At 39.0% G+C, this 26425-nt stretch carries 30 protein-coding genes; 18 read left to right on the forward strand and 12 right to left on the reverse strand.

From position 1 onward, the window contains the following. Positions 1-56: 56 nt before the first annotated feature. The 10 genes from hisZ (at position 57) to rlmN (ending at position 8501) form a co-directional block, all read left to right on the forward strand. Positions 57-1301, forward strand: a complete 1245-nt coding sequence (gene hisZ, locus H4683_RS06465; RefSeq protein WP_192598028.1) for an ATP phosphoribosyltransferase regulatory subunit — start codon at positions 57-59, stop codon at positions 1299-1301. After that, complete coding sequence (gene hisG, locus H4683_RS06470; RefSeq protein WP_192598029.1) at positions 1302-1937, forward strand: ATP phosphoribosyltransferase; 636 nt, start codon at positions 1302-1304, stop codon at positions 1935-1937. Then, positions 1934-3220, forward strand: a complete 1287-nt coding sequence (hisD, locus tag H4683_RS06475; protein WP_192598030.1) for a histidinol dehydrogenase — start codon at positions 1934-1936, stop codon at positions 3218-3220. Before hisG ends, hisD begins: the two co-directional genes overlap by 4 nt. Continuing rightward, positions 3213-3797, forward strand: a complete 585-nt coding sequence (gene hisB / locus H4683_RS06480) for an imidazoleglycerol-phosphate dehydratase HisB (protein WP_192598031.1) — start codon at positions 3213-3215, stop codon at positions 3795-3797. The genes hisD and hisB overlap by 8 nt, the downstream gene beginning before the upstream one ends. Before the next feature lie 15 nt (positions 3798-3812). Further along, positions 3813-4526, forward strand: coding sequence for a 1-(5-phosphoribosyl)-5-[(5-phosphoribosylamino)methylideneamino]imidazole-4-carboxamide isomerase (gene hisA / locus H4683_RS06485; protein WP_192598032.1), 714 nt, complete (start codon positions 3813-3815; stop codon positions 4524-4526). Further along, a complete protein-coding gene (gene hisF / locus H4683_RS06490; protein WP_192598033.1) occupies positions 4523-5284 on the forward strand; it encodes an imidazole glycerol phosphate synthase subunit HisF in 762 nt (253 codons plus the stop codon). The genes hisA and hisF overlap by 4 nt, the downstream gene beginning before the upstream one ends. Then, positions 5281-5928: a bifunctional phosphoribosyl-AMP cyclohydrolase/phosphoribosyl-ATP diphosphatase HisIE gene (gene hisIE / locus H4683_RS06495; RefSeq protein ID WP_192598155.1), complete on the forward strand. Its 648-nt coding sequence runs from the start codon at positions 5281-5283 to the stop codon at positions 5926-5928. The genes hisF and hisIE overlap by 4 nt, the downstream gene beginning before the upstream one ends. Further along, positions 5921-6976, forward strand: a complete 1056-nt coding sequence (hisC, locus tag H4683_RS06500) for a histidinol-phosphate transaminase (protein ID WP_192598034.1) — start codon at positions 5921-5923, stop codon at positions 6974-6976. Before hisIE ends, hisC begins: the two co-directional genes overlap by 8 nt. Before the next feature lie 115 nt (positions 6977-7091). Continuing rightward, a complete protein-coding gene (locus tag H4683_RS06505) occupies positions 7092-7271 on the forward strand; it encodes a hypothetical protein (RefSeq protein ID WP_192598035.1) in 180 nt (59 codons plus the stop codon). Positions 7272-7436: 165 nt separating this feature from the next. Next, entirely contained in the window at positions 7437-8501 is a 1065-nt protein-coding gene (gene rlmN / locus H4683_RS06510) for a dual-specificity RNA methyltransferase RlmN (protein WP_192598036.1), read from the forward strand. Positions 8502-8617: 116 nt separating this feature from the next. Here rlmN and H4683_RS06515 read toward each other — a convergent pair whose 3' ends face one another. Together H4683_RS06515 and H4683_RS06520 are read right to left on the reverse strand one after the other, a co-directional pair. Then, the gene (locus tag H4683_RS06515; protein ID WP_192598037.1) at positions 8618-9259 is read right to left on the reverse strand and encodes a hypothetical protein; all 642 of its coding nucleotides are present in this window, start codon (positions 9257-9259) and stop codon (positions 8618-8620) included. Between the two features lie 505 nt (positions 9260-9764). Then, positions 9765-10382 carry an FMN-binding negative transcriptional regulator gene (locus H4683_RS06520; protein WP_192598038.1) on the reverse strand — a complete coding sequence of 206 codons (618 nt, stop codon included), beginning with the start codon at positions 10380-10382 and terminating at the stop codon, positions 9765-9767. Between the two features lie 382 nt (positions 10383-10764). On the opposite strand from H4683_RS06520, the gene H4683_RS06525 reads away from it, so the two are divergent. The 5 genes from H4683_RS06525 to H4683_RS06545 are packed head-to-tail and all read left to right on the forward strand — an operon-like array spanning position 10765 to position 14968. Next, a complete protein-coding gene (locus tag H4683_RS06525; RefSeq protein ID WP_192598039.1) occupies positions 10765-11496 on the forward strand; it encodes a hypothetical protein in 732 nt (243 codons plus the stop codon). A gap of 28 nt (positions 11497-11524) precedes the next feature. Continuing rightward, the gene (locus tag H4683_RS06530) at positions 11525-11926 is read left to right on the forward strand and encodes a GntR family transcriptional regulator (RefSeq protein WP_192598040.1); all 402 of its coding nucleotides are present in this window, start codon (positions 11525-11527) and stop codon (positions 11924-11926) included. Between the two features lie 4 nt (positions 11927-11930). Next, on the forward strand, positions 11931-12782 hold the full coding sequence (locus H4683_RS06535) for an ATP-binding cassette domain-containing protein (RefSeq protein ID WP_192598041.1): 852 nt from the start codon (positions 11931-11933) through the stop codon (positions 12780-12782). A 19-nt stretch (positions 12783-12801) separates the two neighbouring features. After that, positions 12802-13734, forward strand: coding sequence for an ABC transporter ATP-binding protein (locus H4683_RS06540; protein WP_192598042.1), 933 nt, complete (start codon positions 12802-12804; stop codon positions 13732-13734). Beyond that, positions 13727-14968 (forward strand): ABC transporter permease, encoded by a 1242-nt coding sequence (locus H4683_RS06545; RefSeq protein WP_192598043.1) that lies wholly within the window; start codon positions 13727-13729, stop codon positions 14966-14968. The genes H4683_RS06540 and H4683_RS06545 overlap by 8 nt, the downstream gene beginning before the upstream one ends. A 48-nt stretch (positions 14969-15016) precedes the next feature. On the opposite strand, the gene H4683_RS06550 is transcribed toward H4683_RS06545, so the two are convergent. The 8 genes from H4683_RS06550 to H4683_RS06585 form a co-directional block, all read right to left on the reverse strand. Next, positions 15017-15385 (reverse strand): hypothetical protein, encoded by a 369-nt coding sequence (locus tag H4683_RS06550; protein ID WP_192598044.1) that lies wholly within the window; start codon positions 15383-15385, stop codon positions 15017-15019. A 160-nt stretch (positions 15386-15545) separates the two neighbouring features. Beyond that, positions 15546-15866 (reverse strand): YflT domain-containing protein, encoded by a 321-nt coding sequence (locus H4683_RS06555; protein WP_192598045.1) that lies wholly within the window; start codon positions 15864-15866, stop codon positions 15546-15548. Positions 15867-15961: 95 nt separating this feature from the next. Further along, positions 15962-16255 carry a hypothetical protein gene (locus tag H4683_RS06560; protein WP_192598046.1) on the reverse strand — a complete coding sequence of 98 codons (294 nt, stop codon included), beginning with the start codon at positions 16253-16255 and terminating at the stop codon, positions 15962-15964. 314 nt (positions 16256-16569) lie between these two features. Beyond that, complete coding sequence (locus H4683_RS06565) at positions 16570-17400, reverse strand: GNAT family N-acetyltransferase (RefSeq protein ID WP_192598047.1); 831 nt, start codon at positions 17398-17400, stop codon at positions 16570-16572. 230 nt (positions 17401-17630) lie between these two features. Next, positions 17631-18368 carry a DUF2935 domain-containing protein gene (locus H4683_RS06570; protein WP_239027698.1) on the reverse strand — a complete coding sequence of 246 codons (738 nt, stop codon included), beginning with the start codon at positions 18366-18368 and terminating at the stop codon, positions 17631-17633. 195 nt (positions 18369-18563) lie between these two features. Continuing rightward, on the reverse strand, positions 18564-19133 hold the full coding sequence (locus H4683_RS06575; RefSeq protein WP_192598048.1) for an SCO family protein: 570 nt from the start codon (positions 19131-19133) through the stop codon (positions 18564-18566). Position 19134: 1 nt separating this feature from the next. Then, a complete protein-coding gene (locus H4683_RS06580) occupies positions 19135-20550 on the reverse strand; it encodes a sensor histidine kinase (protein WP_192598049.1) in 1416 nt (471 codons plus the stop codon). A 2-nt stretch (positions 20551-20552) separates the two neighbouring features. Next, positions 20553-21227, reverse strand: a complete 675-nt coding sequence (locus H4683_RS06585; protein WP_225941937.1) for a response regulator transcription factor — start codon at positions 21225-21227, stop codon at positions 20553-20555. Positions 21228-21396: 169 nt separating this feature from the next. Between H4683_RS06585 and H4683_RS06590 the strand changes: the two genes are divergently transcribed. Then, positions 21397-22149, forward strand: coding sequence for a FixH family protein (locus H4683_RS06590; RefSeq protein ID WP_192598050.1), 753 nt, complete (start codon positions 21397-21399; stop codon positions 22147-22149). A 125-nt stretch (positions 22150-22274) separates the two neighbouring features. Here the strand turns inward: H4683_RS06590 and H4683_RS06595 are convergent, their stop codons facing one another. After that, the gene (locus H4683_RS06595) at positions 22275-22595 is read right to left on the reverse strand and encodes a hypothetical protein (protein ID WP_192598051.1); all 321 of its coding nucleotides are present in this window, start codon (positions 22593-22595) and stop codon (positions 22275-22277) included. Between the two features lie 272 nt (positions 22596-22867). On the opposite strand from H4683_RS06595, the gene H4683_RS06600 reads away from it, so the two are divergent. After that, the gene (locus H4683_RS06600; RefSeq protein WP_192598052.1) at positions 22868-23314 is read left to right on the forward strand and encodes an OsmC family protein; all 447 of its coding nucleotides are present in this window, start codon (positions 22868-22870) and stop codon (positions 23312-23314) included. 84 nt (positions 23315-23398) lie between these two features. Then, entirely contained in the window at positions 23399-23914 is a 516-nt protein-coding gene (locus H4683_RS06605) for a hypothetical protein (protein WP_192598053.1), read from the forward strand. Positions 23915-24167: 253 nt separating this feature from the next. Here H4683_RS06605 and H4683_RS06610 read toward each other — a convergent pair whose 3' ends face one another. Further along, positions 24168-25643 (reverse strand): ATP-binding protein, encoded by a 1476-nt coding sequence (locus H4683_RS06610; protein WP_192598054.1) that lies wholly within the window; start codon positions 25641-25643, stop codon positions 24168-24170. Between the last annotated feature and the right edge of the window lie 782 nt (positions 25644-26425).

Raw genomic sequence — 26425 nt, forward strand, 5'->3', positions numbered from 1 at the left:
TCACTTCTAGATTTATAGTACTATATAACTTTAGTCTAGTAAAGCGATGAAGTGAAATGTGGAAGGTGGAAGATTATAACGTGTATGAAGAGATGCTGTTAAACGATTATGAAAATGATGAACAAATTATTGAGACAATCAGCAAGCGTTTTACAACCTATGGCTATAAACGGATAAAAACATCCGCCTTTGAACACTATGATTTATATTCTAAAGTAAAGAGCGCTATCAATCAAAACGAAATGATCAAAGTGATTGATTCTACAGGAGAAGTATTGGTTTTACGCCCAGATGTCACAATTCCGGTTACGCAGCAACTGGCACAACGTACTGGGAAGCTTTCCAGTGAACTCCGCTATTATTACGTGCAAGAAGTGTTTCGCCAGCCCTTTGAACGCAGTGAAAAAATTGCGAGTACGCAAGCGGGTATTGAATATTTTTGCGAAAGTTCTCCAGAGGCGGATGCAGAAGTAATCGCACTTGCTTGCCATACGATGAAAGACTTAGGATTCAATGATATTAAAATCGAAATAGGACACGCGGCATTTTTTAATGAACTCGTTCAAGACCTTCCGATAACTTCACAACAAGTGGGTCAATTGAAGACGCTTATTCAAGCAAAGAATATCGTGGAAATTGGACCGTTCCTAGAAAATTTTCAAATTGCCAATGAAGTCAAACAGGCAATTGAACAAATTCCATTTTTATATGGCAATCCTTCAGATGTCTATGACAGAGCGAATGGCAATGCATTGACGAAGAAAATGCAGGACACGCTTGACTATATAATGGACGTTTATCGTATCTTAAAAATGTATGGTTTGGAACAGTATATTGTCATCGATTTAGGGTTAATTAATCATATGGATTATTATTCGGATGTTATTTTTCAAGGCTATGTCGGGCGTTTTGGCAAACCGGTGTTAATGGGCGGGCGCTATGATCAGTTAGGGAATGAATTCGGTGCGACGCTTCCAGCGATTGGTTTTGCTTGCGAAATCGAATCGTTAGCCAAGGCTTCTGAAAAATCAAAACGCCCTTCTACCACGATTGATGTGAAAATCGTTTATGAGGATGTTCAAGTAGGGCAGGCCATCCAGATTGCCAATGAATTGCGGGGGCGGGATTATCGGGTTCTGTCATTCCCGAAAAGGAAAGAACAGTCTGACTATCAGCAAAGCGATTATGTGATTCAGTTAACAGAAACGGACAGTTCCCTTCATTATAATGAGGAACTAATTTCATTTTCGAGTATGAAGGAATTACTAGATTTACTTGCAAGCGTGAAAGGGGCTTTATAAATGGACTACATAACAGTCGCTATGGCAAAAGGGCGTACGGCGGATCGGGCATTGGTATTGCTTGAAAAAGCAGGCATCCACTTTTCCGAGTTTCATGATGAAAGCAGAAAACTAGTCGTGTTCGATGACGAAAATTCGATTAAACTCATTTTTGTTAAAGCGGTTGATGTACCGACTTATGTGGAAAAAGGTGCGGCGGATATAGGGATTATAGGAAAAGATACGATTTTGGAAGATCCCCGAGATGTCTATGAACTCCTCGATTTGGGCATCGGAAAATGTAAGCTGGCTGTTGCCGGTTTTCCAGGAACACAAATTACGGGTTCACAATTCTTGACAGTCGCTTCAAAATACCCAAATGCGGCTAAAGATTATTTCGATAAAAAAGGAATCCGTACAGAGCTCATTAAATTGAATGGCTCAATCGAATTGGCCCCACTTATTGGCATGTCGGATGTCATCGTCGATATCGTGGAAACCGGTTCAACATTGAAAGAGAACGGATTGGTCGTGCTTGAAACGATTCGAGACATTAGTGCGAGACTAATCGTCAATAAAGCAAGCTATGCAACGAAAACAGCACGGATTCAACAGTTCATAGCTGATTTGAAAGTGGCATTGGAGGTTCATTCATGAAAATTAGTACGGTGAAGGAATTTACTGATGAAAAAGAACAGAGGAATCGACCGCAGCAAAATGATGTTGATTTGGATAAAGTAGTTCTGGAAATTATTAGACGAGTTCGTGAAAGAGGGGACGAAGCAGTACGTGATTATACTGAGAAATTTGATGGTTTTCGATTAGCCGACTTAATCGTTTCACCAGAGGAATTCGCGGAAGCACGGTCGCTGATTACCGATGAATTCTATGCGGCAATCTGTAAGGCGAAGCACAACATCACTGCTTATCACGAAGTGCAAAAAGAGCGTTCCTGGTTTATCAATCAAGACAAAGGCGTCATGCTTGGCCAGAAAGTGACACCACTCGACAGTGTAGGCATCTATGTGCCAGGAGGGAAGGCGGCATACCCTTCTACGGTGCTGATGAATGCCATTCCAGCTACAATCGCTGGAGTCAGGCGAATCGCGATGGTGACACCGGCGCAAGCGAATGGCAAAGTGAATCCCCATGTACTTGTGGCGGCTGAAGAAGCTGGTGTCGATATCGTTTATAAGATTGGCGGCGCGCAGGCGATTGCAGCGCTCGCGTACGGAACAGAAACTGTACAAAAAGTCGTGAAGATTACGGGTCCTGGAAATGCGTATGTGGCACGTGCAAAAAAATGGGTGTTCGGTGATGTTGCGATTGATATGATTGCGGGTCCAAGTGAAATCTGTGTTGTAGCGGATGAAACAGCTAAACCAGCATTTGTTGCCGCTGATTTATTATCGCAGGCGGAGCATGATGAACGGGCATCAGCGATTTGTGTAACGACAAGCCGTGAATTTGCAGAGGCATTATCAAAAGAAGTGCACGCACAAATGGAACAGCTGGATCGGAAGGGCATCGTTGAAACATCAATTACGGATAATGGACGTATTATTGTCGTTGATTCGCTAGAAGAAGCCTTTCAATTCGTCAATGAATTAGCGCCGGAGCATTTGCAGCTTATGATAGAAAATCCTATGGAGCAGCTACCATTCATTCGTAATGCAGGAGCGATTTTCTTAGGTAATTATTCTCCAGAAGCATTAGGCGATTATATTGCTGGTCCTAATCATACGTTACCGACGAACGGAACAGCGGCATTTTCTTCGCCACTCGGGGTCTATGATTTTATGAAAAAGTCAAGCGTTATCCATTATTCAAGGCAGGCATTACAAGACGTATCAGATGACATCATTACCATTGCAGATGCGGAAGGATTAACCGCACATGCGAATTCAATAAAGGTCAGAAAGGCGGATGAAAATGCGTAGCAAATCAATTACTAGGCAGACAGCAGAGACATCAATAGAACTGGATTTCTCAATCGATGGAAGTGGTAAAACAGCAATCTCTACAGGTGTCGGTTTTCTCGATCATATGTTGACGTTATTCACGAAGCATGGTCGATTCGATTTGACGGTGAAATGTGATGGGGATATCGAGGTGGACCAACATCATACGGTTGAAGATATAGGAATCGTCCTTGGACAGGCTTTCAATGCAAGCATCGGGACGAAAGAGGGAATCGAGCGCTATGCAATGGTGTCAACACCGATGGATGAAGCATTATCAACCGTTTCACTCGACATTAGCGGGCGCCCATTTTTGGTGTATAACGTGGAGGGATTGAAGGATAAGGTTGGCAATTTTGACACGGAATTAGTTGAGGAGTTTTTCCATGCATTCGTCAGTCATTCAAAAGTGACGTTGCATCTCAATTTGAATTATGGGAAAAACAGTCACCATATCATTGAATCGATTTTCAAAGGATTCGGTCGCGCGCTGCGTGTTGCTAGTGCTATCAATCCTGATGTGAAGGGGATTCCATCAACAAAGGGCATGCTATAAAGAGGAGGAGCTATAATGATTTTATTTCCAGCAATCGATATCCGTGGCGGAAAATGCGTCCGTCTTATTCAAGGAGATTATAATCAAGAAATTATTTACAATGATTCACCAACTGCAATGGCGAAAGAATGGGAAAAGCAAGGAGCCGAGTACATTCACGTCGTCGATTTAGATGGTGCGAAGACAGGTAATTCATTGAATCGTGATGCGATTGAACAGATTGCGAAAACTGTGTCGATTCCAGTGCAAGTCGGAGGTGGAATCCGTTCGATGATTCGTGTCGATTCACATATTGCGAGTGGGGTCAGTCGTGTCATTATAGGGACTGCCGCCATTGTGGACAAACAATTTCTGAATGATGCCGTCGAGAAATACGGTGATAAAATCGCAGTTTCAATCGATGCGCGGAACGGTTTCGTTGCAACAGATGGATGGACGGAAATGAGTGAAGTGAAAGCTGTTGACCTACTTGCTGAGTTAGCTGCAATCGGTGTTAAAACGGTTATTTATACGGACATTGCCAAAGACGGCATGTTGCAAGGGCCCAATCTTCATGAACTAGAAATGATGAATGACGCTTCTTCCATCGCCATCATCGCTTCAGGCGGTGTATCTACCGAGGAAGACATTGCGGAGCTAAGAAAACTCGATATGTACGGAGCGATTATTGGAAAAGCATTGTATGAAGGAAAATTATCTTTAGAAAAAATAATGGAGGCGACAATATGACGATTAAAAAAATTATTCCATGCCTAGATGTTGATAATCGGAAAGTTGTAAAAGGGAAAAAGTTTTTGGATGTTCAAGAAGTTGCAGATCCGCTTACATTGGCTAAAAAGTATGTTGCAGATGGTGCAGATGAGCTTGTTTTTTATGATATTTCTGCTTCTACAAAGAATCGTGCTATGTTTCTTGACTTGATTGAAGAGATTGCGAAAGAAGTACCAGTTCCATTCATCGTCGGTGGTGGTATTCGCACAATCGAGGATATTGAAAAGATTTTTAGCATTGGTGGCAACAAAGTGTCCATCAATAGTGCGGCATTAACGAATCCATCCTTAATTGAAGAGGCGGCAAAGAAATTCGGTTCTGAACGCATTATGCTTTCAATGGATGTGAGTGAAGTGGGTCCCTCTAAATGGTCGGTCTTTGCAAATGGGGGCATGGAAGATACGGGGATTGATGCAATTGAATGGGCGAAAAAAGGTGAACAACTCGGCGCGGGTGAACTTGTCGTCAATTGTATCGATGAGGATGGCGTAAGAGATGGCTATAATCTCGCGTTGAATAAAGCCATGGCTGATGCAGTCAGCATTCCGATTATAGCAAGTGGCGGGGCAGGAACACCTGAACATTTCCGCGATGTGTTGACGGAAGGAAAAGCGTCCGCCGCTCTCGCAGCTTCCGTATTCCATTACGAGGAAATCAATATCCGTGAATTGAAAAACTATTTGGCTGAACAAAATATACCGGTTAGGAATGACTGATGATGACACTTGACATGGATACCCTTTCTTATGATAGCAACGGACTCATCCCGGCAATTGTCCAAGATAATCGGACAGGGGAAGTGTTGATGCTTGCCTATATGAATAAAGAAGCGTTACAAAAGACGATTGCAACAAAAGAGACATGGTTTTACAGTAGATCGAGAAAAGAACTTTGGAATAAAGGAGCAACTTCCGGCAATCGGCAGGTCGTTAAGCGTGTGTCCTTGGATTGTGATCAGGATACAGTTTTAGTGCAAGTTGAGCCACTGGGCCCCGCTTGCCATACGGGTGAAAAAACATGCTTCTTTACGACCGCTTTCGAAGAAGAACCATCGATTCGCGAAGTGATCCATGAAGTCGCGGATGAAATTAAAGAGCGTCGCGAAAATCCAGTGGAGGGTTCGTATACAGCGTATTTATTCCGCGAGGGAATCGATAAAATCCTGAAAAAAGTCGGTGAAGAGACGACGGAAGTAGTAATTGGTGCGAAAAACGATGATAAAGAAGAGGTAACGAGCGAACTTGCGGACTTGACGTATCACACACTTGTCTTGATGGAATTATTGGGAGTGCGTATCGACGATGTGAAAAAGGTATTGCGCAATCGGCGTCCGAAAAGCGAAGTGTTAAAAGATGAGTAAATACTGGAGTAGCATGGTAAAGCGAACGGAACCATATGTTCCTGGAGAACAAGTTGAACAACTCGATATCGTGAAGTTGAATACCAATGAAAACCCGTATCCGCCAAGTCCGAAAGTAAAGGACGCAATTAGCGTGGAGATGGAACGTAGCCTTCAATTATACCCTTCCCCGACAGCCGACGAATTGCGTCAAACAATTGGCAATATTTATGGACTGACGGCGGATGAAGTGTTCGTTGGCAACGGATCGGACGAAGTACTAGCGTTTTCGTTCATGGCATTTTTTGAGCCAGGCAAGGTGATTCGCTTTCCAAGCGTTTCGTATAGCTTCTATCCGGTTTATTCAAAGCTGTTTGCTATCACGTATGAAGAAGTTGCGTTGAATGACGACTTCACATTAAGGGTTGGAGAATACTTTCAATCTGAAGGTGGCGTCATTTTACCGAATCCAAATGCGCCGACGAGCTTGTATGCTAAACTGGATTCAATTGAATTGATTGTGAAAAACAACCCGGATCAAGTTGTTATTATCGATGAAGCTTATATCGATTTTGCGTCGGAATCAGCAGTTAAACTCATTCAGAAATATGACAATCTACTGGTTATCCAGACAACTTCAAAATCTCGTTCTTTAGCTGGTTTACGGGTCGGTTACGCGATGGGCAACCGTTCATTGATTGAGGCATTGGTTCGTATTAAGGACTCTTTCAACTCGTATACACTTGACAGGCTTGCCTTAGCCGGTGCAAAAGCGGCGTTTGAAGATGAAGTGTATTTTAAGGAGTCTACAGGGAAAATCATCGCTACACGCGAAAAAACGATGGGAATATTGAAAGGCCTAGGCTTCAATGTCCTCCCTTCACAAGCGAACTTCGTTTTCGTAACGCACGCAACTGTTGCTGCAGAAACACTCTATTTGCAACTAAAAGAAGAAGGCATTCTCGTCAGGCATTTCAATAAGCCATTTATTGAAAACTATTTACGCATTACCATCGGGACGGAAGAGCAGATGGCGCGATTAGTTGAGAAGTTGAAAAAACTCGTCTGAAAATGAAACAACTGTAACTTCTTCTTTCGGGGGGAGTTACAGTTGTTTTCGTGAGCACAGAAAACTGATATACTTATGAAAAGAGTATTTTTTTCCGGGGAGGTTGGCATTTCTTATGAGGGGTTCTAAATATATTGATCTTGGATTAATCATTTTTATGAGTTATTTTGCGTTTACTCGTTTTTCAAATGGGCAAAATGGTTTAGGGATCATGTTTACGGTATTGGCGTTGATGAACGTATTAACATTTGTTATGAAAAGTAAGCAAGGCAAAGAACAAACGGAAACAAAGTGAGAAATTGAGTGAAAAGCAAAGCAAGATACCTCGGCGAAGGTCGTGGGGTCTTGTTTTTTTGAAATGGGGATAAATGGACTTCGGTGACGATTAAAAAAGTTGTTCCATTTTATGATTTCCTGTAGTATAATGTGTGAATTGCATTTTTTGAAATGAGGATATCAAATGAAGAACTCGATATACGGTTTGACAATCGAACAACTGACAGAATGGTTACTCGCACAAGGACAGAAAAAATTCCGCGCGGCACAAATTTGGGACTGGCTTTATAAAAAACGAGTCATGAGTTTTGCTGACATGAAAAATATTAATCAACAATGCATTGACTTGCTGGAAGCAAATTTTGTTATGCGAACGTTGGAGCAGACTGTTAAGCAGGAGTCAGAAGACGGCACAATCAAGTTCCTCTTTAAAATGCAGGATGGTAACTTGATTGAAACAGTATTGATGAAATTTCCTTATGGCCAATCGGTTTGCGTAACGACACAAGTCGGCTGTAACATCGGCTGTAGTTTTTGTGCGAGTGGATTGTTGAAAAAGAGCCGTGATTTGACTGCTGGAGAGATTGTAGAGCAAATCATGGAAGTGCAACATCACCTTGACGCAAAAGCGGAGGATGAGCGCGTAAGCCATATCGTGGTTATGGGAATCGGCGAACCATTCGACAATTATTTGAATTTGATGGATTTTCTTCGTGTCGTCAATGACCAAAAAGGACTTTCCATCGGTGCCCGTCATATTACCGTTTCAACAAGTGGTAATCCGCAACGAATTAAGGACTTTGCAGAAGAAAATATCCAAATCAACTTAGCTGTATCTCTGCATGCGCCAAATAATGAGCTTCGTACCCGTGTCATGAAAATTAACAAAGCATTCCCAATCGAAAAATTGATGGATTCTATCGATTATTATTTGGAAACGACAAACCGCAGAATTACGTTTGAATATATAATGTTGCAAGATGTAAACGATCATGTCGCGGAAGCGCAACAATTAGCGAAACTGCTTGCAGACAAACGCCATCTGTCATATGTCAACTTGATTCCCTACAATCCGGTTGACGAACATGATCAATATCGTCGTAGTACACCTGAAGCGATTAAAGCTTTTTATGAAACACTCAAGAAAAAAGGCATCAATTGCGGCGTGCGTCTTGAGCACGGAACAGACATCGATGCAGCATGTGGCCAGTTGAGAAGTAAGCAGATTAAGAAAGATAAAACTATATAATTAAGGTCAACTAAGGGCATATATATTTAATACAAGTAAACCCATATCAAAGTGATATGGGTTTACTTGAGACGGCCAATAAGAAAATTATGCCCATAATAGGAAGCTTCTATAACTTAAATTCTAATATCTATACGCTCATTTGGTACTATCTTGTTTTCGTGCTTTGTAGCATTATATGTACTATCAAAGATCTTATTAAATTCATTTTTCTTGTCCATTTCTGCCGGTGTCATGGTAAAAGTCCAACCTCCAAGTCCTTGATTAGACGATAATACAATATTTCCACCTACACTAACATCATAATCATAACCACCTCTTGAATTAGAAATTGGTGTAATAGAACCACCAGAAGAGAGAGGATATGGCTTACCGTTTTTTAGATGACTGACAATGCCATCTTTTTCATTTAAATAATCAAGTAAGGTCTTTTCACCTTCGCTATATTCTTTATTTTGCTTTTGACTTCCTATCGTTTGAACGGCTTCTTTATATAAAGTTTTTCTATCCGGTGAAACAGAAGAAAGATATTGTGCAGATAACTTTGCTTCTAGATGATTTACATTTGCAAAGTCTTCATCTGTTACAGCTTCGGCACGCATTGCGGCAAGATCTTTGATTTGTTTAATTAATTCATCTTTTGATGGTGTTTGCATACCTTTATGAGGAATTATTTCCCAATTTGGAGCTTTAATTGCACTAGAATTATTAAAGCTATTATACTGTATTTTATTTGAACCTGATATTGAAATACTCATATTAACCCCCTTAAAAATTAGTATATATGTTATACGCTGTGCTATAATCTTCCTATAACATATATCGACTGAAAGAATTAATAGTCAAGGGTATTTTAAAATTTAACTATATTATGTTAAATTAGGGATTTCACGTTTTTATCAAACTCAATATATTTCGAGTCTAAAATATCATTGTCAGCATTATGAAGCATATTCATGTAACGGATTCGGTTCAGAGATACAAACAATCAACTATATAAGTTGAACGAAAGATCAACGGCCCATTTATACTTGAATAGTTGAAACAAACGCGTCAAACAAGCATATGTAGAATCAACAAAAGGGTAAAACTTAAATTCAACTTATATAGCACATTAAATGGAGCCGCAAACATTATGTTTGCGGCTCCATTTTTTAGATGCTAAACAAGGTTTCAACATCTAAACGGGAAGTCTCATAGCATTTTTTTATGCAACTGAAGTAGCTGGTTAGTCCAATAAGATAATCTGAATTCTATTCGATTTTAAAGGTTACCTCGAAGGTTTCTTTTCATAAGTTCTGCAATTTTTTTATTATTCTCCTCTTGCGTGTTTTCCAGTTCATTAATCACTAATTCCTGTCTATCTATTCTATGGTTTTGGCTTAATTTTTCTACGCCTTCCATTCTGGTTATTTTTATTTTAAAACCTACGATTCCTCGGCTCATTCCCTCAATAAGAGTCGAATCTACTTCTTTTAATCGATAGGAACTGTCGGGTTTTTCGTATTTATTGACCATGGTAAGCAGAGAATTAAATAGTTCTCGTTCATCTTCCACAATTTCTAACTTTCCGTATACATGGACCGCTACATAATTCCATGTTGGCACTGCTTGATTTGTTTCATACCAGGAAGGAGAAATATAACAGTGTGGTCCATGAAAAATCGCTAGCATATTCTGGTTTTCTGCATCATTCCATTGCTTGTTCGGACGTGCAAAATGACCATATAATATCCCTTCTTTTTTATCCACTGTTAAAGGTAGATGCGTGGCAAATGGTTCTTTATTATGTTGAGAAATCAACGTAGCAAATCCGTTTTTTTCAATAATGTCATAGATGATATTTTCATCATCTATTTTAAAGTTCTTAGGTATAAACATATTTTTCCCACCTTTTCTAAAAGTACTTTTAAGTATAACTGACAGAGAAAGTTAAATGGTTTTTTTTGAAATAGAAACTTTTGCAATAACTATTCTATCCCTGCTAGTTGTTTTGTTATATACAGTCATGCTATTCACGATCACGTAGGGCCTTTATAGGGGAATGGAATAGCACCGCTGAATATAATGCCAATTGGAGATTTAATAGGTTGTCGATTAGGATATCCCTTATATCTCTTGATAGGTCACATTTATTGAATTAGCTATTTATTTTCATTTTTAATATGAAGAAGTCAATCGAATACTCGTTGACTTTTTTTGTTTTATGTTTTATGGTGTGTATATCGGTATGCACACCATAACTTATTAGGAGGAGAGTCGTTTGGGAAATTGGAAACAAGCATTGTCGTTAGCCAAATTTGAACTTCGCAATTCAAAAAAAGCACTTGTACTATTGGGGTTTTTATTGATTACATATGTGTTCTTTATCGTCTATTCAGTACCCATTTATTTTAAGACAGGTTTTGTCTTATTCGATTTATTTTTTCTAATGATTACTGGAATGGCGGCAATGTGGGCTAAACCGAAGGGATTTCAAATGAAAAAAGTAGAGAATAATTTAACGGTGACCCCTTACTTTGTCATGTTACACCAGTTGCCGATACCAAAAGAGATTCTTATTAAAAATCGATTTATCATTTACTATGCATACGCTGTTCCGCTCCATACGTTATTTCTTGCGTTAATCTACGTATTTTCAGAAACAATGAGAGCAGAGTTGACATTCCCACAATATATTGCTTTTTCACTTATATGGATTTCGTTTGGTATTTACTGGGGAACGATATATCCTGTGACTGAATTAGGTGAAGTCTCTGGCTCTAGCAACTTGAAAGCTTATCTATATTTGATTTTATATCTCGTCATAATTAGCGTTGGGATTACTTTATTACAAGTGTATACTGGATCTGGAATTATTTATTGGTCGATGAATATAGCGAAAAAGTGGCCGCTCCTGTCCTCGATTCTTTCTGTAGCAGCCGCTGGTTTAAGTACAATTCTTTGGTTACGCGCTGCAAATAAAAAGATAAAAAGAATCGATTATTCAATTTAGGCTAGAAGAAAGAAGGGGAGTGTGTGGAATGGAACTTCCGATTCAATTATCTAAGGATTCTCGAGAACCGATCTATTTTCAAATCGAAGAGCAGATCAAAGCATTGATTGCAAGTGGGCAATTAAGTGCGGGGACTTTACTTCCCTCAATCCGCTCCCTATCCAAGGACCTTGAAGTGAGCATCATAACAACGAGACGGGTCTATCAAAATTTAGAGCAACAGGGATTTGTTCGTTCAACGCAAGGAAAAGGATCATTCGTTGCTGAAATCGAGGAAGGATTGAAGCAAGAAGTGAAAGTGGCTACCGTTCGACTAGCATTTGAAACGGCAATCGAAACTGCTTTCCGTCATGATTATTCAACAAAACAAGTAGAGAAAATATTTTCGGATTTAATTAAGGACTATGAAGACAAAGGAAAGGGGCAGTAACGGTATGGATTATGCAGTCACAATGAGTAATGTACATAAAAAAGTCGACGAATTTCAATTAGAATCGATTGATTTGAAGATTGAAAAAGGAACGATATCCGCACTTATTGGGAAGAATGGATCTGGAAAAAGTACACTTTTAAAAATGGTCATAAATTTAATGAAAACAGATAGCGGAGACATTCGATTACTTGGGCAATTCGTCCTTGGAGATGACGAGTCGTGGAAAATGCATGTCGCCTATTTACCACAAAAACCACCGATGATTGTACCTTTTACAGGTTATGAAATGAAGAACTTAATTTCACAATGGTATCCAACATGGGATGAACCATTGTTTCGGAAAATTGTATCGTTATTTGGAATTGATTTATCAAGAAAATATAGTAAATTGTCACCGGGAGCACAGCAGCAACTGAATTTAGCGCTCGTTATTGCTAGAAATGCGCAGGTGCTCATTCTCGATGAACCGACCGCACATCTTGATATACCATCTAAGCAAATTTTGAATGATTTACTTGTTGAGTGGATGGAAAAGGAGGATAGAACAATCATCTTGGCAACACATCAAGTTGAGGAAATTCGGAAACTAGCGGACTACCTAGTTGTGCTGAAAGACGGACGTATCTTTGGACAGTTTGAAAAAGAAGAGCTTATTGAAATGTATAAACGATACTGGTTTTCACAACCACTCGATTTCCCAGCAGTTCCTGGTGAACAGGAAAGGGGAGAAGGCTCTCTGACGACGAACCTTCCAAACGAAGCAGAAGAGTATCTTCGTAACGAAAATATAGACTGGACAAATGTTCAAACGCTGGAGTTGAATGAAATACTAGCCATTCTGTTGGCGAAGTGAATGAAAGGGAGCGAAAAAAATGACAAATATACTTACTGTGAAAAATCTTGGCAAGTCTTTTAAATCGAAAAGGATTATAGAAAATATCTCATTTGAGGTTCGAAAAGGCGAAATTATGGCGATTTTAGGTCCGAATGGTGCTGGAAAGTCAACGACAATTCGTAACATTATGGGCATCATGTATCCAGATGAAGGAAGTATCGAGTTCAATGGTCATCCTGAAAATACGATTCCGCGTCAGAAGATTGGTTATTTGCCGGAAGAACGAGGGCTATACAAAAACGTCAAAGTGATGGATATGATTTTATATTTAGCAAATTTGAAAGATTACCCAGTGAAAAAGGCGAGAGAACGTGCACTTGCTTATTTGGCGAAGTTTGGACTAGAAGGTAAGGACAAAGTTTCAGTCGAGGAATTATCAAAAGGGATGGCACAAAAAGTTCAATTTATCGCTTCAATCATTCATGAACCAGACTTGCTTATTTTGGATGAGCCATTTTCCGGTTTGGATCCTGTTAGCCAGGAAACGTTTAAACGGGAAATCCGAGAATTAGCGAATAATGGAACGGCCATTCTTTTATCATCACATCAAATGAATGTCGTTGAGGAATTATGCGATCGACTGTTTATGATACAACGTGGTAAAAAAGTGATTTACGGTACGATGGAAGACGTGAAAAATGACTATGCGAACTTCAAATGTACAATCAAAGGCCAAAACGCCCCTGCTTTATTGGAAATGATTCCGGACGTACAACGGATTGAACAAAATGAAGACGTAACAGTGCTATATTTGACGCAAGATGTCAAGATTCCAACATGGATCCGGCAATTACCAGAAGAACTAACAATCCAAGAACTAGTGATCGACCGGATTTCACTTCATGAAATTTTCATCGACGTAGCTACGGACCAACATCAATTGCAAGAAGGAGGCGTACTCAATGCGTAATAGTTTAAAAGTAGCAAAGTGGGAAATTAACCGCAATATGAAGAATAAATCATTTATTATCTCTTTACTTAGCACACCAATTATTTTTTTGGCGTTTATGTTCGTTCCTATGTTATTCAATAGTTTTAGTGCTGACAAGAATGTGAACGTCTATATGCATGATGAATTGGGTGTTTGGGATGCAGTTAGTGAAGCTGTTAAAAACGATGAGCAATTAAATTGGACACTGATACAGTCGCAAGAGGACGAGTCAATAATGCTTGAAGGTCTACCTGAAATGGAGCAGAGCGTTTACATCGTTTTGACGGAAGAGGGATTAGCAAAAGGTCAGATGAACATGTATATGAGTGACGATATGGATAAGTCATTCGGTAATGAAGTTGGCATTTTAGACGAACTGCTCCGTCAGGTACAAATAGAAAGTATCGGATTGACAGATGTACAAAAAGCAACGATTGCACATCGGGTGGTAATCGTTCCGGTCTACGCTGGGGAAACGGGAGCAATCGAGAGTGAATTGAAAGGAACTGTTTTGGAAGCCGCTGACCCTATGAAAAGAATCGTTCCAGGTGTATTTGCGGGAATCATCCTCTTTTCAATTGTGATGACGGGCATGATGATTTTTCAATCAGCTTCACAAGAGAAAAAGGAAAAGGTTGCAGAAATCATATTATCCTCTTTGACACCAACGGAATTGATGCAAGGAAAAATTATAGGTTATTTTATCCTAGGCATAACACAAGTATTCGTATGGCTTGTTGTCGCATTTCCAGTTGTTTTATGGAAATTCGATTTTCCTATTGTGGAATACTTGTTTGTTCCCGAAACACTGCTTCTATTGTTCATCGCATTCTCTGGTTACCTGTTATTTGCGGCAATCTTTGTAGGAATCGGTGCGACAGTAGAGGATATGACCGCTACAAGTAATTTCCAAGGAATGGTCATGATGTTGCCGTTCTTGCCCCTTGTTTTTATTGGTCCAATACTTTCAGATCCAAGTGGCATGGTTGCGAAGGTGGGTTCATTCATACCGATTACAGCGCCGTCGATTTTACTCTTCCGGTTATCTGTTCTTGAGGAATGGCCATGGTTGGAAATTATTATCGCATTAGTTATTCTTGTTGTGAGCATTTGGATTTTCATGAAGCTTGCAGGGAAAATCTTTAAGATGGGTATACTAATGTATGGTAAAAACGCTACACCGAAAGAAATTTGGAAATGGATGTGGGCTTGAATAGAACAAAAGCGGGCAATTCCTTTCACATAGGAATTGCCCGCTTTGTCACTTGTTTTTACGAATAAAGATAATGATGAATTGTACAATGAAAGCAAGCCCTAATCCGAATGAAGTGATGATGAATAAATCCAAGATAGCCCTCAAGGAACCATCATTATTTCTAGCCATTAGCAAATTAAGAAAAAATGCTGTAAAAGCTAGAATTACTGCAATCATGAAAATTCGGAAAGCTATTTTCAATTCATAAAACAATAACAGCGCTGCCATAATTCCTACAATTAACCCGAAGACACCGAATGTTAAATAGTTTTTTACAATAAGTGTTTGACCTAGAATTGTACGTATACCAACTATAAGTAGAACGAAAGATGTCAATCCAGTGAAAAAACCAATCTTCCATAACTTGTTATCCATAACTTGCACCTACTTTCCTATTCTATAATACCGAATAGGAGCTACAATATGCCAATGAATGCATTGGATAATGGAAAAGGCGGAAAAATTGAAAAACCCCATCCGTCTGGATAGCGGAATGGGGGTTGTACATTTATCTTCTATAACTTGCTATTTTGAATTACTTTTTTGCGATTAGGATAAGCTTTCCCTGATCAAGCTCTTTTTCCGCATCTGCCGCTTCCTCCGAAGATAAGCCAACTGCCTCCATTTTGTTTCGTAATTCGTCGCCACGGGAACTGAACATATTTTTCAAACTATCAAGAAATCCTTGTTCTACCACGCCGACTTTTTCTGTATCGAGGGCATCAGTGATGTCATCGCTCCTTTTTTTGTCATGTGCGAATAGATAGATTTCATCATGGGAATAACCTTGTGTTACCAAGTTCTCGATTTCTTTTTTCGCTTGCACAGCATTTTCTACAGTTAGTTTAACTGTCATTAGTAATCCCTCCATTTTTTATGGCTCTTCCTCATATACCACATATAAATCGGTTTTAAACATAATGAAGAAGAAAGGGAAGGAGTGAATGACGATTAACGTAGTTCTTTATATGCCTTGATAAATTCAGCGGGATTGACATCAATTTCAAAAGTAAGGACACCTTGGTTTGTATGTAAATAAAATAATCCAGTACCGCCCGAAAAAGGACGATACGAAATGTCATGGATATGCTCTAACTGAAATGTTTGTTTGGTTGTTGAGATTACATCGGAAAATAGCTGAATCTGATGAATGGATCTATAAACTTTTTGTTCGTACCAATGAGCTATTCGTTCAACGGAAATATATGTGATGCTGGATATAATTGTTTTATCCGATTCATTCATTGTCATACCTCCGATAATCATTGTTGATTTATATTCCCCATTCTAACAGGTATTCATCCATAATTCTTAGATGAGATACTGCGGTTCGTATGAGCAATAAAAAACAGCGCATCCGATAAAATAAGATGCGCTGTTTCTGCATTCACTTCAATAAAGTTAATCTTCAATCAGTGGAGGTTTTCCTCATCCCCCACTGATTGTTAGTTTAACCGTTCGGGCATTTAAAGCGGAATCGAACTATATTCCGCAAGCTCTTCGGGCAGTTAATTCCCCCACTTATTCTTCTTGTTTCCTCGAAGACTTGAAGTGGGGTCTTACTGCCCGTTAATGCGGGATAAATAATAATCTTGACCCTGAATAGTGACGAACCCAACCGATTCATATAAGTGAAGCGCATTATCATTTTTCGTTTCCACATCAAGTTGAATGCTATACCCAGCTTCATGCTCCTGTTTCACAATGTTTCTCAATGCTTTTCGGCCATAGCCTTGTCCTTGGAAATTAGGCAATATGGAAAACCCATAAATATAGGCTTTTTGTTCATCTCTGTGAACCCGCAACTTTCCGATACTTTCCTTATTGACTTCGATTATATAATGATGTTCACCAGGTCTACCCTTAACTTGTTCATGATGATTCCGTGCATCTTCTTCGGTGAAATCAAAAGCAAGAACGTCAAGTTTTATTTCAAGATCATAGTCCCCTGCGAGTGATTTACGTAAAATGATATCACTTGATTCCTCGAGAGGTCGTTCTTCCCATTGCATATGAAACTCGGAGAAATCGTACTGACAAGGCTGTTTAACCAACCATGATTTTGCAGACTCAGACGATGCCGGTGCGTTAAATAAAACCTTTTGAAAACCTTTTTCCTCAATCATTTTTAGTGCCTCTTGCCAAAGCTTGGAGAAATGATGATTCCTTCTCTCGCTCGGTTTTACCATGCCGCAAACTTCAACCGATGATCCAAATTCATATAAGGCTAAATAAGCGACCAGTTCTTCGCCTTCCCACTGGAAGAAATCCATGCACTGGTCATCTCTTTGGCGCAGCATATCCCAATTGAGCTTTAATTGGATGTCGTCTGCTTGCTCACACTCTTTTTGTAGCATTTTAATTGCAGCTAATTGCTCTTTTGTTAACATCGTTTGCCTCCCAATTTCATTGACTATGCCTATTATATATGTAAATAATGGGGAGTGGTAAACTTTTTAGAGAAATAAGAAAATATAAGTTTTAATCAATGTCCAGACTCCGGGCGCCAAGTCGTACGGGTCATAAGTCGCTCCGATTTTGCGGCAAAAGGACATCGCTTCGCCAGCCCATCTTATGTCTGTCGCGTCTGAACAGGCGCTTGTTCTTAAATTTCATATGATTAAGCTTTCTGAGAGGTCAAACTTTCTTCGAAAGCATCAATTATATGAAGGAATCGATCCGCTTCACGGAAGACATGATCGGCGAGAAGAGGATGGATGTTGCTCTTTATGCGGCAAGCTTCGATTAAATCACGTGCAGTTTTCTTGAAGTCACGAAGAGATACAACAGAAACACGGTTTTGGTCAAGAAATTGATCCAAGAGGGGAACGGTTTCTGATTGAGGACGCATATGTTCCAAGTCTTGCGCTTGAAAAAGCAGTTGGTCAAAGTCATGGCTGAACGCCCTTGCTTGGTCAACAAGTTTCCTTTCAGATGGATCGAGCAGATGGCCGATAAATTTCGCATGATCTGCCATGATTTTTAAGAAAAATACATTCTCTTTTATTATTGCTTCAGGTAGTGGCCGTAGTTTTCCTTCATTCAATTCCCTTAATCGTTTAACAAAATACGCAGCTTCCCGACTCGTATGGTCAACGAGTAAAGGATAGTTGTTGGACACAATTTGACAACGTAATATCAATCCAAGTACTTTTCGTTTATATGCCCAGATAGAAGCGGCTGCTTGATACACTTGTATATTTAATTGTCTAATCACTTCAGGGTCTGTTTGCGCATTATAACCAGTAATTTGTTCCTCAATCCGCTCGAAAATAACAATATACTGCTGTGCTTCTAGAATAAGCTTCGTATCATTCGCACTGAATCCGAGACTTAAAAACAAGGCGTGCTCCTTCATAATCCTAGACCAAAAACGTATTTCATCCAATGATTGCGTTACGAAAGTAGGAATCGTCTATTCACTCCTCGTATGGTTTTAAACAATCCCATTGTATGCGAAGGTGGGTAGGTTAATGAGGAAGCGGAGAAGTGGAAAAAAGTTCTCTGTCTTGAAAACACCTCTCAGACGTGAACCAAGAGGTGTTTCAGCTTGCTATTTTTGCAATTTCTTAATATCTTTCATCAAATCTTCAACATAGCTTGTATCTACAAAATTGTATTCCTTTATTTTAAAGCCTTGTTGATCAATTAGATAGAAATTTGTCCCGTGAAGGACTTGATTGGATGTGGCAGGTTTTTGAACAATAGTTTGAAACTGTTCTCTGGCGAAAAGTTCGATTGCTTCTTGAGTGTAACCTGTTAGCAAATGCCAATTGGAATCGTCGTCCGTATATTGCTTAAGATAGTCCTTCAACAGGGTAGGCGTGTCCACGGTTGGATCTACTGTGAATGATACAAACTCGGCTTGTATGCCTTCATCCTTGAATTTCTTTTGTAGAGAAGCCATTTCAATTGTCATCGGGGGACAGACTGTTTCACATTGCGTAAAGATGAAATCAGCAATCCAAATAGACCCTTTCAACTCTTCAGTACCAAATGGTTGTCCCTCTTGATTTGTAAAGGTAAAGGGTGTAATCTCCGTTCCAGTTTGAGTCTTAGCCCCACAAGCGGATAACAGGGATAGGCAAACAAGGACAAAGAGTATCGTTTGAATTTTTTTCATTTTACACATCCTCCTCCATATCCGCCGTAAGACTAGGCAATTGGATTGTAATGGTCGTACCTACAATAGAATCGCTTGCAATTAGAAATGTTCCATTGTGTAATCGGACAATCTCTTTTACAATCGAAAGTCCAAGACCTGTTCCACCAGTTGTGCGTGTTCGTGCCTTATCCGTCCTGAAAAAACGTTCGCCAATACGCTGGAGGTCATCCGTACTAATCACAATCCCCTTATTTATGACTTTGAATTCGATTGACTCCTCATTTTTTCTTAGCTCGATTGCGATGGATCCATCTTTAATTGAATACTTTATGGCATTATCAATCGTATTATAAAATACCTGTTGAATCCGTTTAGGGTCGCCGGATATGATAAGGTCTTCCTCAATGGTCAATCCGAGAGATAGTTTTTTTTCTGAGATGTGAATCTTGAAAAGGTCGATTGTATCGAATAATAATTGTGCAATGGCAATCGGTTGTCTCTCAAGCGAATATAAATCTTCTTGTAGATGGTTTAATTCGACGAGATCATTAATCAGTTTATTCAATCGTTCTGTTTCTTTCTCAATTGTTTGTAAATAACTCTTTGCTTCTTCGGGTGATGAATAGATTTTTTCTTTTAAAACATGTGTGTAGCCACCGATATACGTTAACGGCGTTCTGAGCTCGTGGACGATATTAGATGTGAATTCTTTCTTGCGCTCCTCCTGTTGTTCTAGGGATAGGCTCATCGTATTAAATGCCTCTGTCAGTTGACCAATTTCATCGTTTCGATCCGTTTTAATTCGACTTGAATAATTACCTTTTGAAACCTCATAGGAAAGCTGTTGAAGGTCTTGTAGTGGTCTGAATAAGGATCGCCAAGCTTGATTGACAACTAAAAAAAGAATAACGAAAAAGAAGGTGCCAACGATGACCAATATTGGTATACTCTCACGAAATACATCTTGCACTGCCGCCAGCGGTACATAAATGTAAATAAAACCGATCAGTCCGTCTACGCCTTTTATCGGGAAAATTGCACCTAGGATCTCTCGGTCGAACTCCTCAACATAACCTTTCTTTAGGACATGCGCTCCTTTTTCTAATTCTGCCAAATCAGCAGCATCAACAAGTGTTTTGTAATTTACTTTATAGGGGAAATAAGAGGACAGTTCCTCTACATTATCGACGACGATAATTTCATATTCCGAAACGACGTTATACCATTGGATTTTCTCAATAATCTCGTCACTTAATTCGCCATAATGATAATGGGATGCAGTTCTTTTCCCTTGATAGAGAATGGATTCCTCTATGCTTGCTAAATACAATTCAGAGTATAGATAATGGATGAAGAAGAAGGAGAAAAGTATCGTAAATCCGATACTTGTGCTAAGAACTACCAATATTTTTTTACTTAACGTTAGTTTTTTCATCCTTACACCCCGAACTTATAGCCGACACCCCAAACGGTTTCAATTAAATCTCCTTCACTTTCCATTTTGAGACGCAACGTTTTAATATGTGTATCGACTGTCCGCTCGCTACTTTGATGATCTTCACCCCAAACAATTTGCAACAATTGCTCTCTTGTATAGACGCGACCTTTATTTTTAGCAAGTAAGTAAAGCATGCCAAATTCTTTTAACGTTAATGACAAGGTTGCTCCATTTAGCGTTACGGTATGCGCTTCATTATCAATGACGAGGGGGCCGACTTTCAAAACGTCTTCTGCAGTGTTGTTTTGGTTAGCTCGCCTTAGTACGGATTCGACACGTGCTAATAATTCCCCAGGAAGGAAGGGTTTAACGATATAATCATCCCCTCCAAGTTTTAGACCTTGAATTTTGTCCCACTCTTCTCCTTTGGCAGATAAAAAGATGAGTGGAATTGAGGATGTGCGTTTTACTTCCTTGGCAAAGGTAAAACCGTCCATGAAGGGCATCATTACATCAACAATTAATAATTGTGGTTTTACCTTGTCAACTAAAGACAATGCATGGATTCCATCGGTTGCTTCTATTACTGTGTATCTTTCTTTCTCTAAAAACGTTCGAATTAGTTTTCTCATCTGTGGTTCATCGTCTATAATCATGATTGTAGTTTGATTCAAGAAAAAAACCTCATTTCAATTTTAGATAGGCCATCTTGAACATTTTCCATGAAACAAGTGAAAAATGTGTGAAATGCAGAACTTCACAATTACTTCTAACTTATCTTCTATAATCATACTGGAGTTATCGAATTACGTTAAGTAAAAAGAAATTTGGGGGATTATTTAAATGAAAAGAAAACTATGGATATTAGCACTTGTTTTGGTGTTGGCGTCACTCGCAGCTTGCGGTAAAGATGGTGCTGAGATTTTGCCCCTTGCAGAACCGGATGAGATATTACCTCTTGCAGTTACATTGAGCGTAACGGAAAAAGTAGCTATCGCTGAAAAAGTGAAGATGGAAGCAATCGTTTCACTTGGTGAAGAAAAAGTAGAAGATGCAGACGAAGTGGTGTTTGAGGTGTGGGAAGAAGGTAAAAAAGACGACAGCGTTATGATTGAATCAATAAATGAAAAAGCAGGGTTGTATACGGCGGAAACTACATTTGATCATGATGGTCTTTTCCACATTCAAGTGCATGTGACTGCTCGAAGCATGCATACAATGCCTAAAAAAGAAGTGACTGTTGGACATGGCGCCCAACAGGAAGAAGAACATAAGGAAGACCACGAACACGGAACGACTGAGGGCTTCTCGTTACATTTCATGAAACCTGAACAAGTTAAAGCGACTGAGGAACTAAAGCTCGTCACACATTTACAAATGGACGGCCATCCTTTAGAAAAAGCAAGAGTGCGTTATGAAATCTGGAATGACGCAAATCCTGACAAACGAGATTGGCTTGATGCAGAAGAGAAGGTTGCAGGTGAGTATACAGCTACACAGACCTTTGCGGAAGCTGGCACATTCAAAGTTCAGATCCATGTAGAAGATGAGCATGATTTACACGAACACGAAGAGTTTACAGTTGAAGTGAAATAACAATAGAAACGCTAAAAAGAACCCAAATTCACAACTGAATTGGGTTCTTTTTAACGCTTTAGTATAAGAATTCTTCCTCGCAATCAATTAATTTTTAATTCAAATTGATAATACAATGAACAAGGTTAACTAAGCAAAAAGCCAACGAATATAATGACAATTAATACCCCTGAAAAACACAATGTGAAAATTATGGTAAATACACTTCTAGCCATTGCTTTCCATTCTCTTACATCCTTTAGCCCTATAATGCCAAGAAAAAATGCTATCAACGTTATGCCTAAGACAATATTTAGTGGATGAGGCCCTATGATTTTGATGAAAATACTTTTAAAATTTGCAGATGATATTGCAATAAAAAAGATAGGGATAGAAAATAAAGAAAGAATAAAGGAGAATAGATTAATATTGATTTTCATACATTCTTTTTTCTTGATATTCATCATTGTCTTTCAACCCTTCTTAAAATCCTGTTCAGCTAAGCACCCGTTAGTTGAATATTGGAACGGTTCTATTGATAAGACGTTCTTGACTCTAGAAAGGTACCGTTATTTTGTGATAATCAATTTCCATGGTGTTTTCTCAGTTCATCATTGTATTTGCATCAACCCTTTTTTTGTTGGAAAAACGTACTGTATACTGTCAGAAAATACGTTTAACTGTTAAAGTGGATTTGAAGTGAACGTTCACATTTAGGTTGTAAATGGAGGTAGTTGAAATGGCAGAACATCTTTTTCACTTGAAAGCGGATTGGCCTGGTTGGCGTAATGATGTAGGGACAATTGATGTAGGAAATCTCAAAACGGAAGTATCGATTCCACCTGAGATGGATGGGCCAGGTGTAGGTACGAATCCGGATGAAATGTTGTTGGGCGCCGCTGCAACATGTTATATCATCACACTTGCCGCAATGATGGAACGTAGCAAGTTGGAGAAGGTAAGTTTGACGATGGAGTCCGTTGGCGTAGTTGATGTGACAAATGGTATTATTACATACAAAAAAATACTCCATAAACCACATATCGTATTGTTATCAGATGCGACTGAAAAAGATGCATCGCTCGCAAGAAAACTTGCCGAAAAAGCAGAAACGTCATGTATGATTAGTCGAGCGATTAGAGGGAATGTCGACGTGGAACTGGAAGTTAAAATACTAATAGAATGAATTATTCAATGTAAAACAGAGAAGCCGTCTCTTTTTTGAGTATACGTGGAATAAACAAATAAGTTTGAAAAAAAGGAGGGTATAATGGAAATATATAATAAGTTGAATCGGGTTAGAATTACGAACAAATCAACTACAAAACAAAAAGTCTTTTCAATAGTAAATGCAGTTATTGTTGGGCTTACTTTGGGTTTACTGGCGAAAGTTGTTGATAATCCTTCTTATTTTTACCCAATATTCACTCTTTTAGGTGATTGTCTTGGTATATGGATATTTGTTGCCACACTTTTATCGGTTTTCAGTTATTCTCCCAAATTAGCGGCTGCAAAAGTATTCGCCTTTTTTGGATCGATGCTGACCGTTTATTATGTGTACACAATACTTTTTCTGAATTTTTTCCCGGAAAGAGAAATTATTTTTTGGAGTGTATGCGCGGCTGTATCACCTGTTTGTGCTTATATTATGTGGTATGCGCGTGGAATCGGATTGTTTTCTAATATTATTTTGGCCCTTCCAATCACAGTATTGCTGTCAGAAGGATTTGAATTACGTAACGCTTACTTACCCCATGGAGGCTCAGTGTTGTTGTCAAGTTGTTAAACAGCACATGCTTGATTTGAAGTCATGCTGTTTAAAACCGCTATCTCCCCAGCTGGTTATGCCAGCTTAGTGCACTGGTACACGAGGTGACATTACGTGGTAAATCTATTGGCATTCAATGGTGAAAAAGATGTCACAAGTGGTAAAATCACAAGGCGTAACCAGCACTGTTGTAGCGTATATCTCGGGAAAAGTTGATATCATATTTCACATCTGGCTTGCAAAAAAAGAAATGAGGACTGATTATAATACGTCAGTCCTCATTTCTAGATTCTTCATCGCTATTTAAAACATAATGTTGATTTGGATCAAAATTAGAAGAAGCTACATGTCTAATTAAACCTTTATCTTCAAGTGATCTTAATACTTTTAGTGCATAGCTTTGACTTTTTTCTAATGCTTGAGCTAACTGTTTTGTCTTCAACTTATCTTTTTCATAAGCAATTTCTAGTGCTGTTTTTTCGTCCTCAGTAAGATACTTCCAACTTCTGTTTATTAGGGAGGAAATTCTTTCTTCTCTACGTCGACGACGCATAACAATGTTGTTTTTTAATGTTAGAACTACTGATGTAGGTGTTTCTTCATAAAGAGGAGGATCTAAGAAAAACTGTTCCATATCCTGAAATATTCGCTTCACACCTTCATTGAGTTCCCGAACCCATTCAAAATCGGTCAATGCGCGAGCGATTTTAGGATTTCTTGAATAACGTGTAAATTTAATATTTTCTACACTCACTAGATTGGGTAGTTTTCCTGGACTATGAATTTCTAAGCGATCATCAAACATAAAAACTTTAATGTCATCACCATGGACGTTGTAGGCACGATGGGTAATGGCATTAATCAAACCCTCTTGCCACGCAAATGGGGGATATTCAGGAATAGTGGTGAACTTACCTGTATTTTTATCAAGGGTCATAAACTCTCGCAACTGTGTGTCAATAAATTCTTTCGCCTCTTCAATGAGTGTAGGGATAGGTGCCTCGAATACTTTTTGCTTAGAAATATTAATATTAGTACCGACCTCTGCCTTTATCCCGTCGTATTTGTAAAATCTTAATTTCGCGCTTGGAACAAACATTGTTGGATACTTTGCGAACATGAGGGCTCCGGCAATCGTGACTTTTAATTCACTGTCTATAAGCTTTAAAAATCCTCTTGCCAGTAGGAGTTCTTCAAAATCTCCTTTAAACTTCAGTTTTTCTTTGTACTTATGGAAAACATTCACATCCAAATTTTCCATCGTGCAGGATTCAGCAATCAACTCTTCATAAAGTCGATTTCCCTTATCATATTCGATATCTATTCGTTGCTCAAAGCTAAGTTTTTTTGTTTCATCCCCAACGCGTAAAAAAACATTATCAGCCTCTGTTTTATGCACTTTATCCACGCTTGGTTCAATGTGTAGCAAAAGAATTTCATCTTCTTTTCCGTTCTCTTTAACAATATTAATGCGTTCAAATTTATAGTTAACTGAAGGAAAGCATTTTTCAAAACCGCATTGGATAAAATCATTTACTTTTATATTACCTTGAGAAAGAATACCAAGTGCTTTCCCATTCTCGATACCTATAGCAAGTAACCCGCCATCGGCATTTGCAAAACCAACAATGGCCTCTGCTAACTTTTGAACTTTAATGCTTGCCGATTTACGGTCAAAGTACTGGCTTTCATTCATATCTAATAAAACATCTAACGATAATTTAGAATCATGTTTGGAAAAGACCATAATTTCCCTCCATCTCTTACGTGATGATCTTGTAAAGTGATTCTTGAACAGGTAAATATCTATATTATATCACAATTAACGGCCATCCTTAGCGCTACTACCTAAAATGCATCAAATAAACATGAAACAGTACAAAGGTGCAGCGAGGCATCAGAAACAAGCCTATAATGTGGGGCTATAAAAGATTATCAAAACCATAGGTGATAACGGTAAAACCATAGGTGGTAACAGTTAAACTCTATGTTGTAAAGTGCAAAATAATAAACAGCCATTGGATGTTACTGTAAAATAGCTGTTTATTTTATCGAAATCTATTATTTTCTTGCTACTCGTAGTAAAATCGGAGGCCTTTAATCAAGTGCCTCTCTTTTCCGCACTTGCCGGCTCTATCATCCGCAAGTAGTGCTGGCTCATACTGTACGGAATACTCAATCAAACAGCTATTTTAAGACCCATACTTCGCATTTTGACTATCAAGCTGCTCAAAAATCTAGTTGAGCTTCGTACGAAAAACCAATAAAAGTCTAGTCAAGCCGCTGTTCTAAGTCCCGAGCCTCGTATTTCAGCTATCGAACCTCCTACGAAGCAGGTTGAGCCTCGTACGAAAAACGAATAAAAGTCTAGTCAAACAGCTGTTTTAAGAGCCGAGCCTCGTATTTCAGCTATCGAACCTCCTACGAAACAGCCTGAGCCTCGTACGAAAAACGAATAAAAGTCTAGTCAAACAGCTGTTTTAAGAGCCGAGCCTCGTATTTCAGCTATCGAACCTCCTACGAAACAGC

It is taken from the genome of Sporosarcina limicola (assembly GCF_014873855.1).
GTDB lineage: Bacteria > Bacillota > Bacilli > Bacillales_A > Planococcaceae > Sporosarcina > Sporosarcina limicola.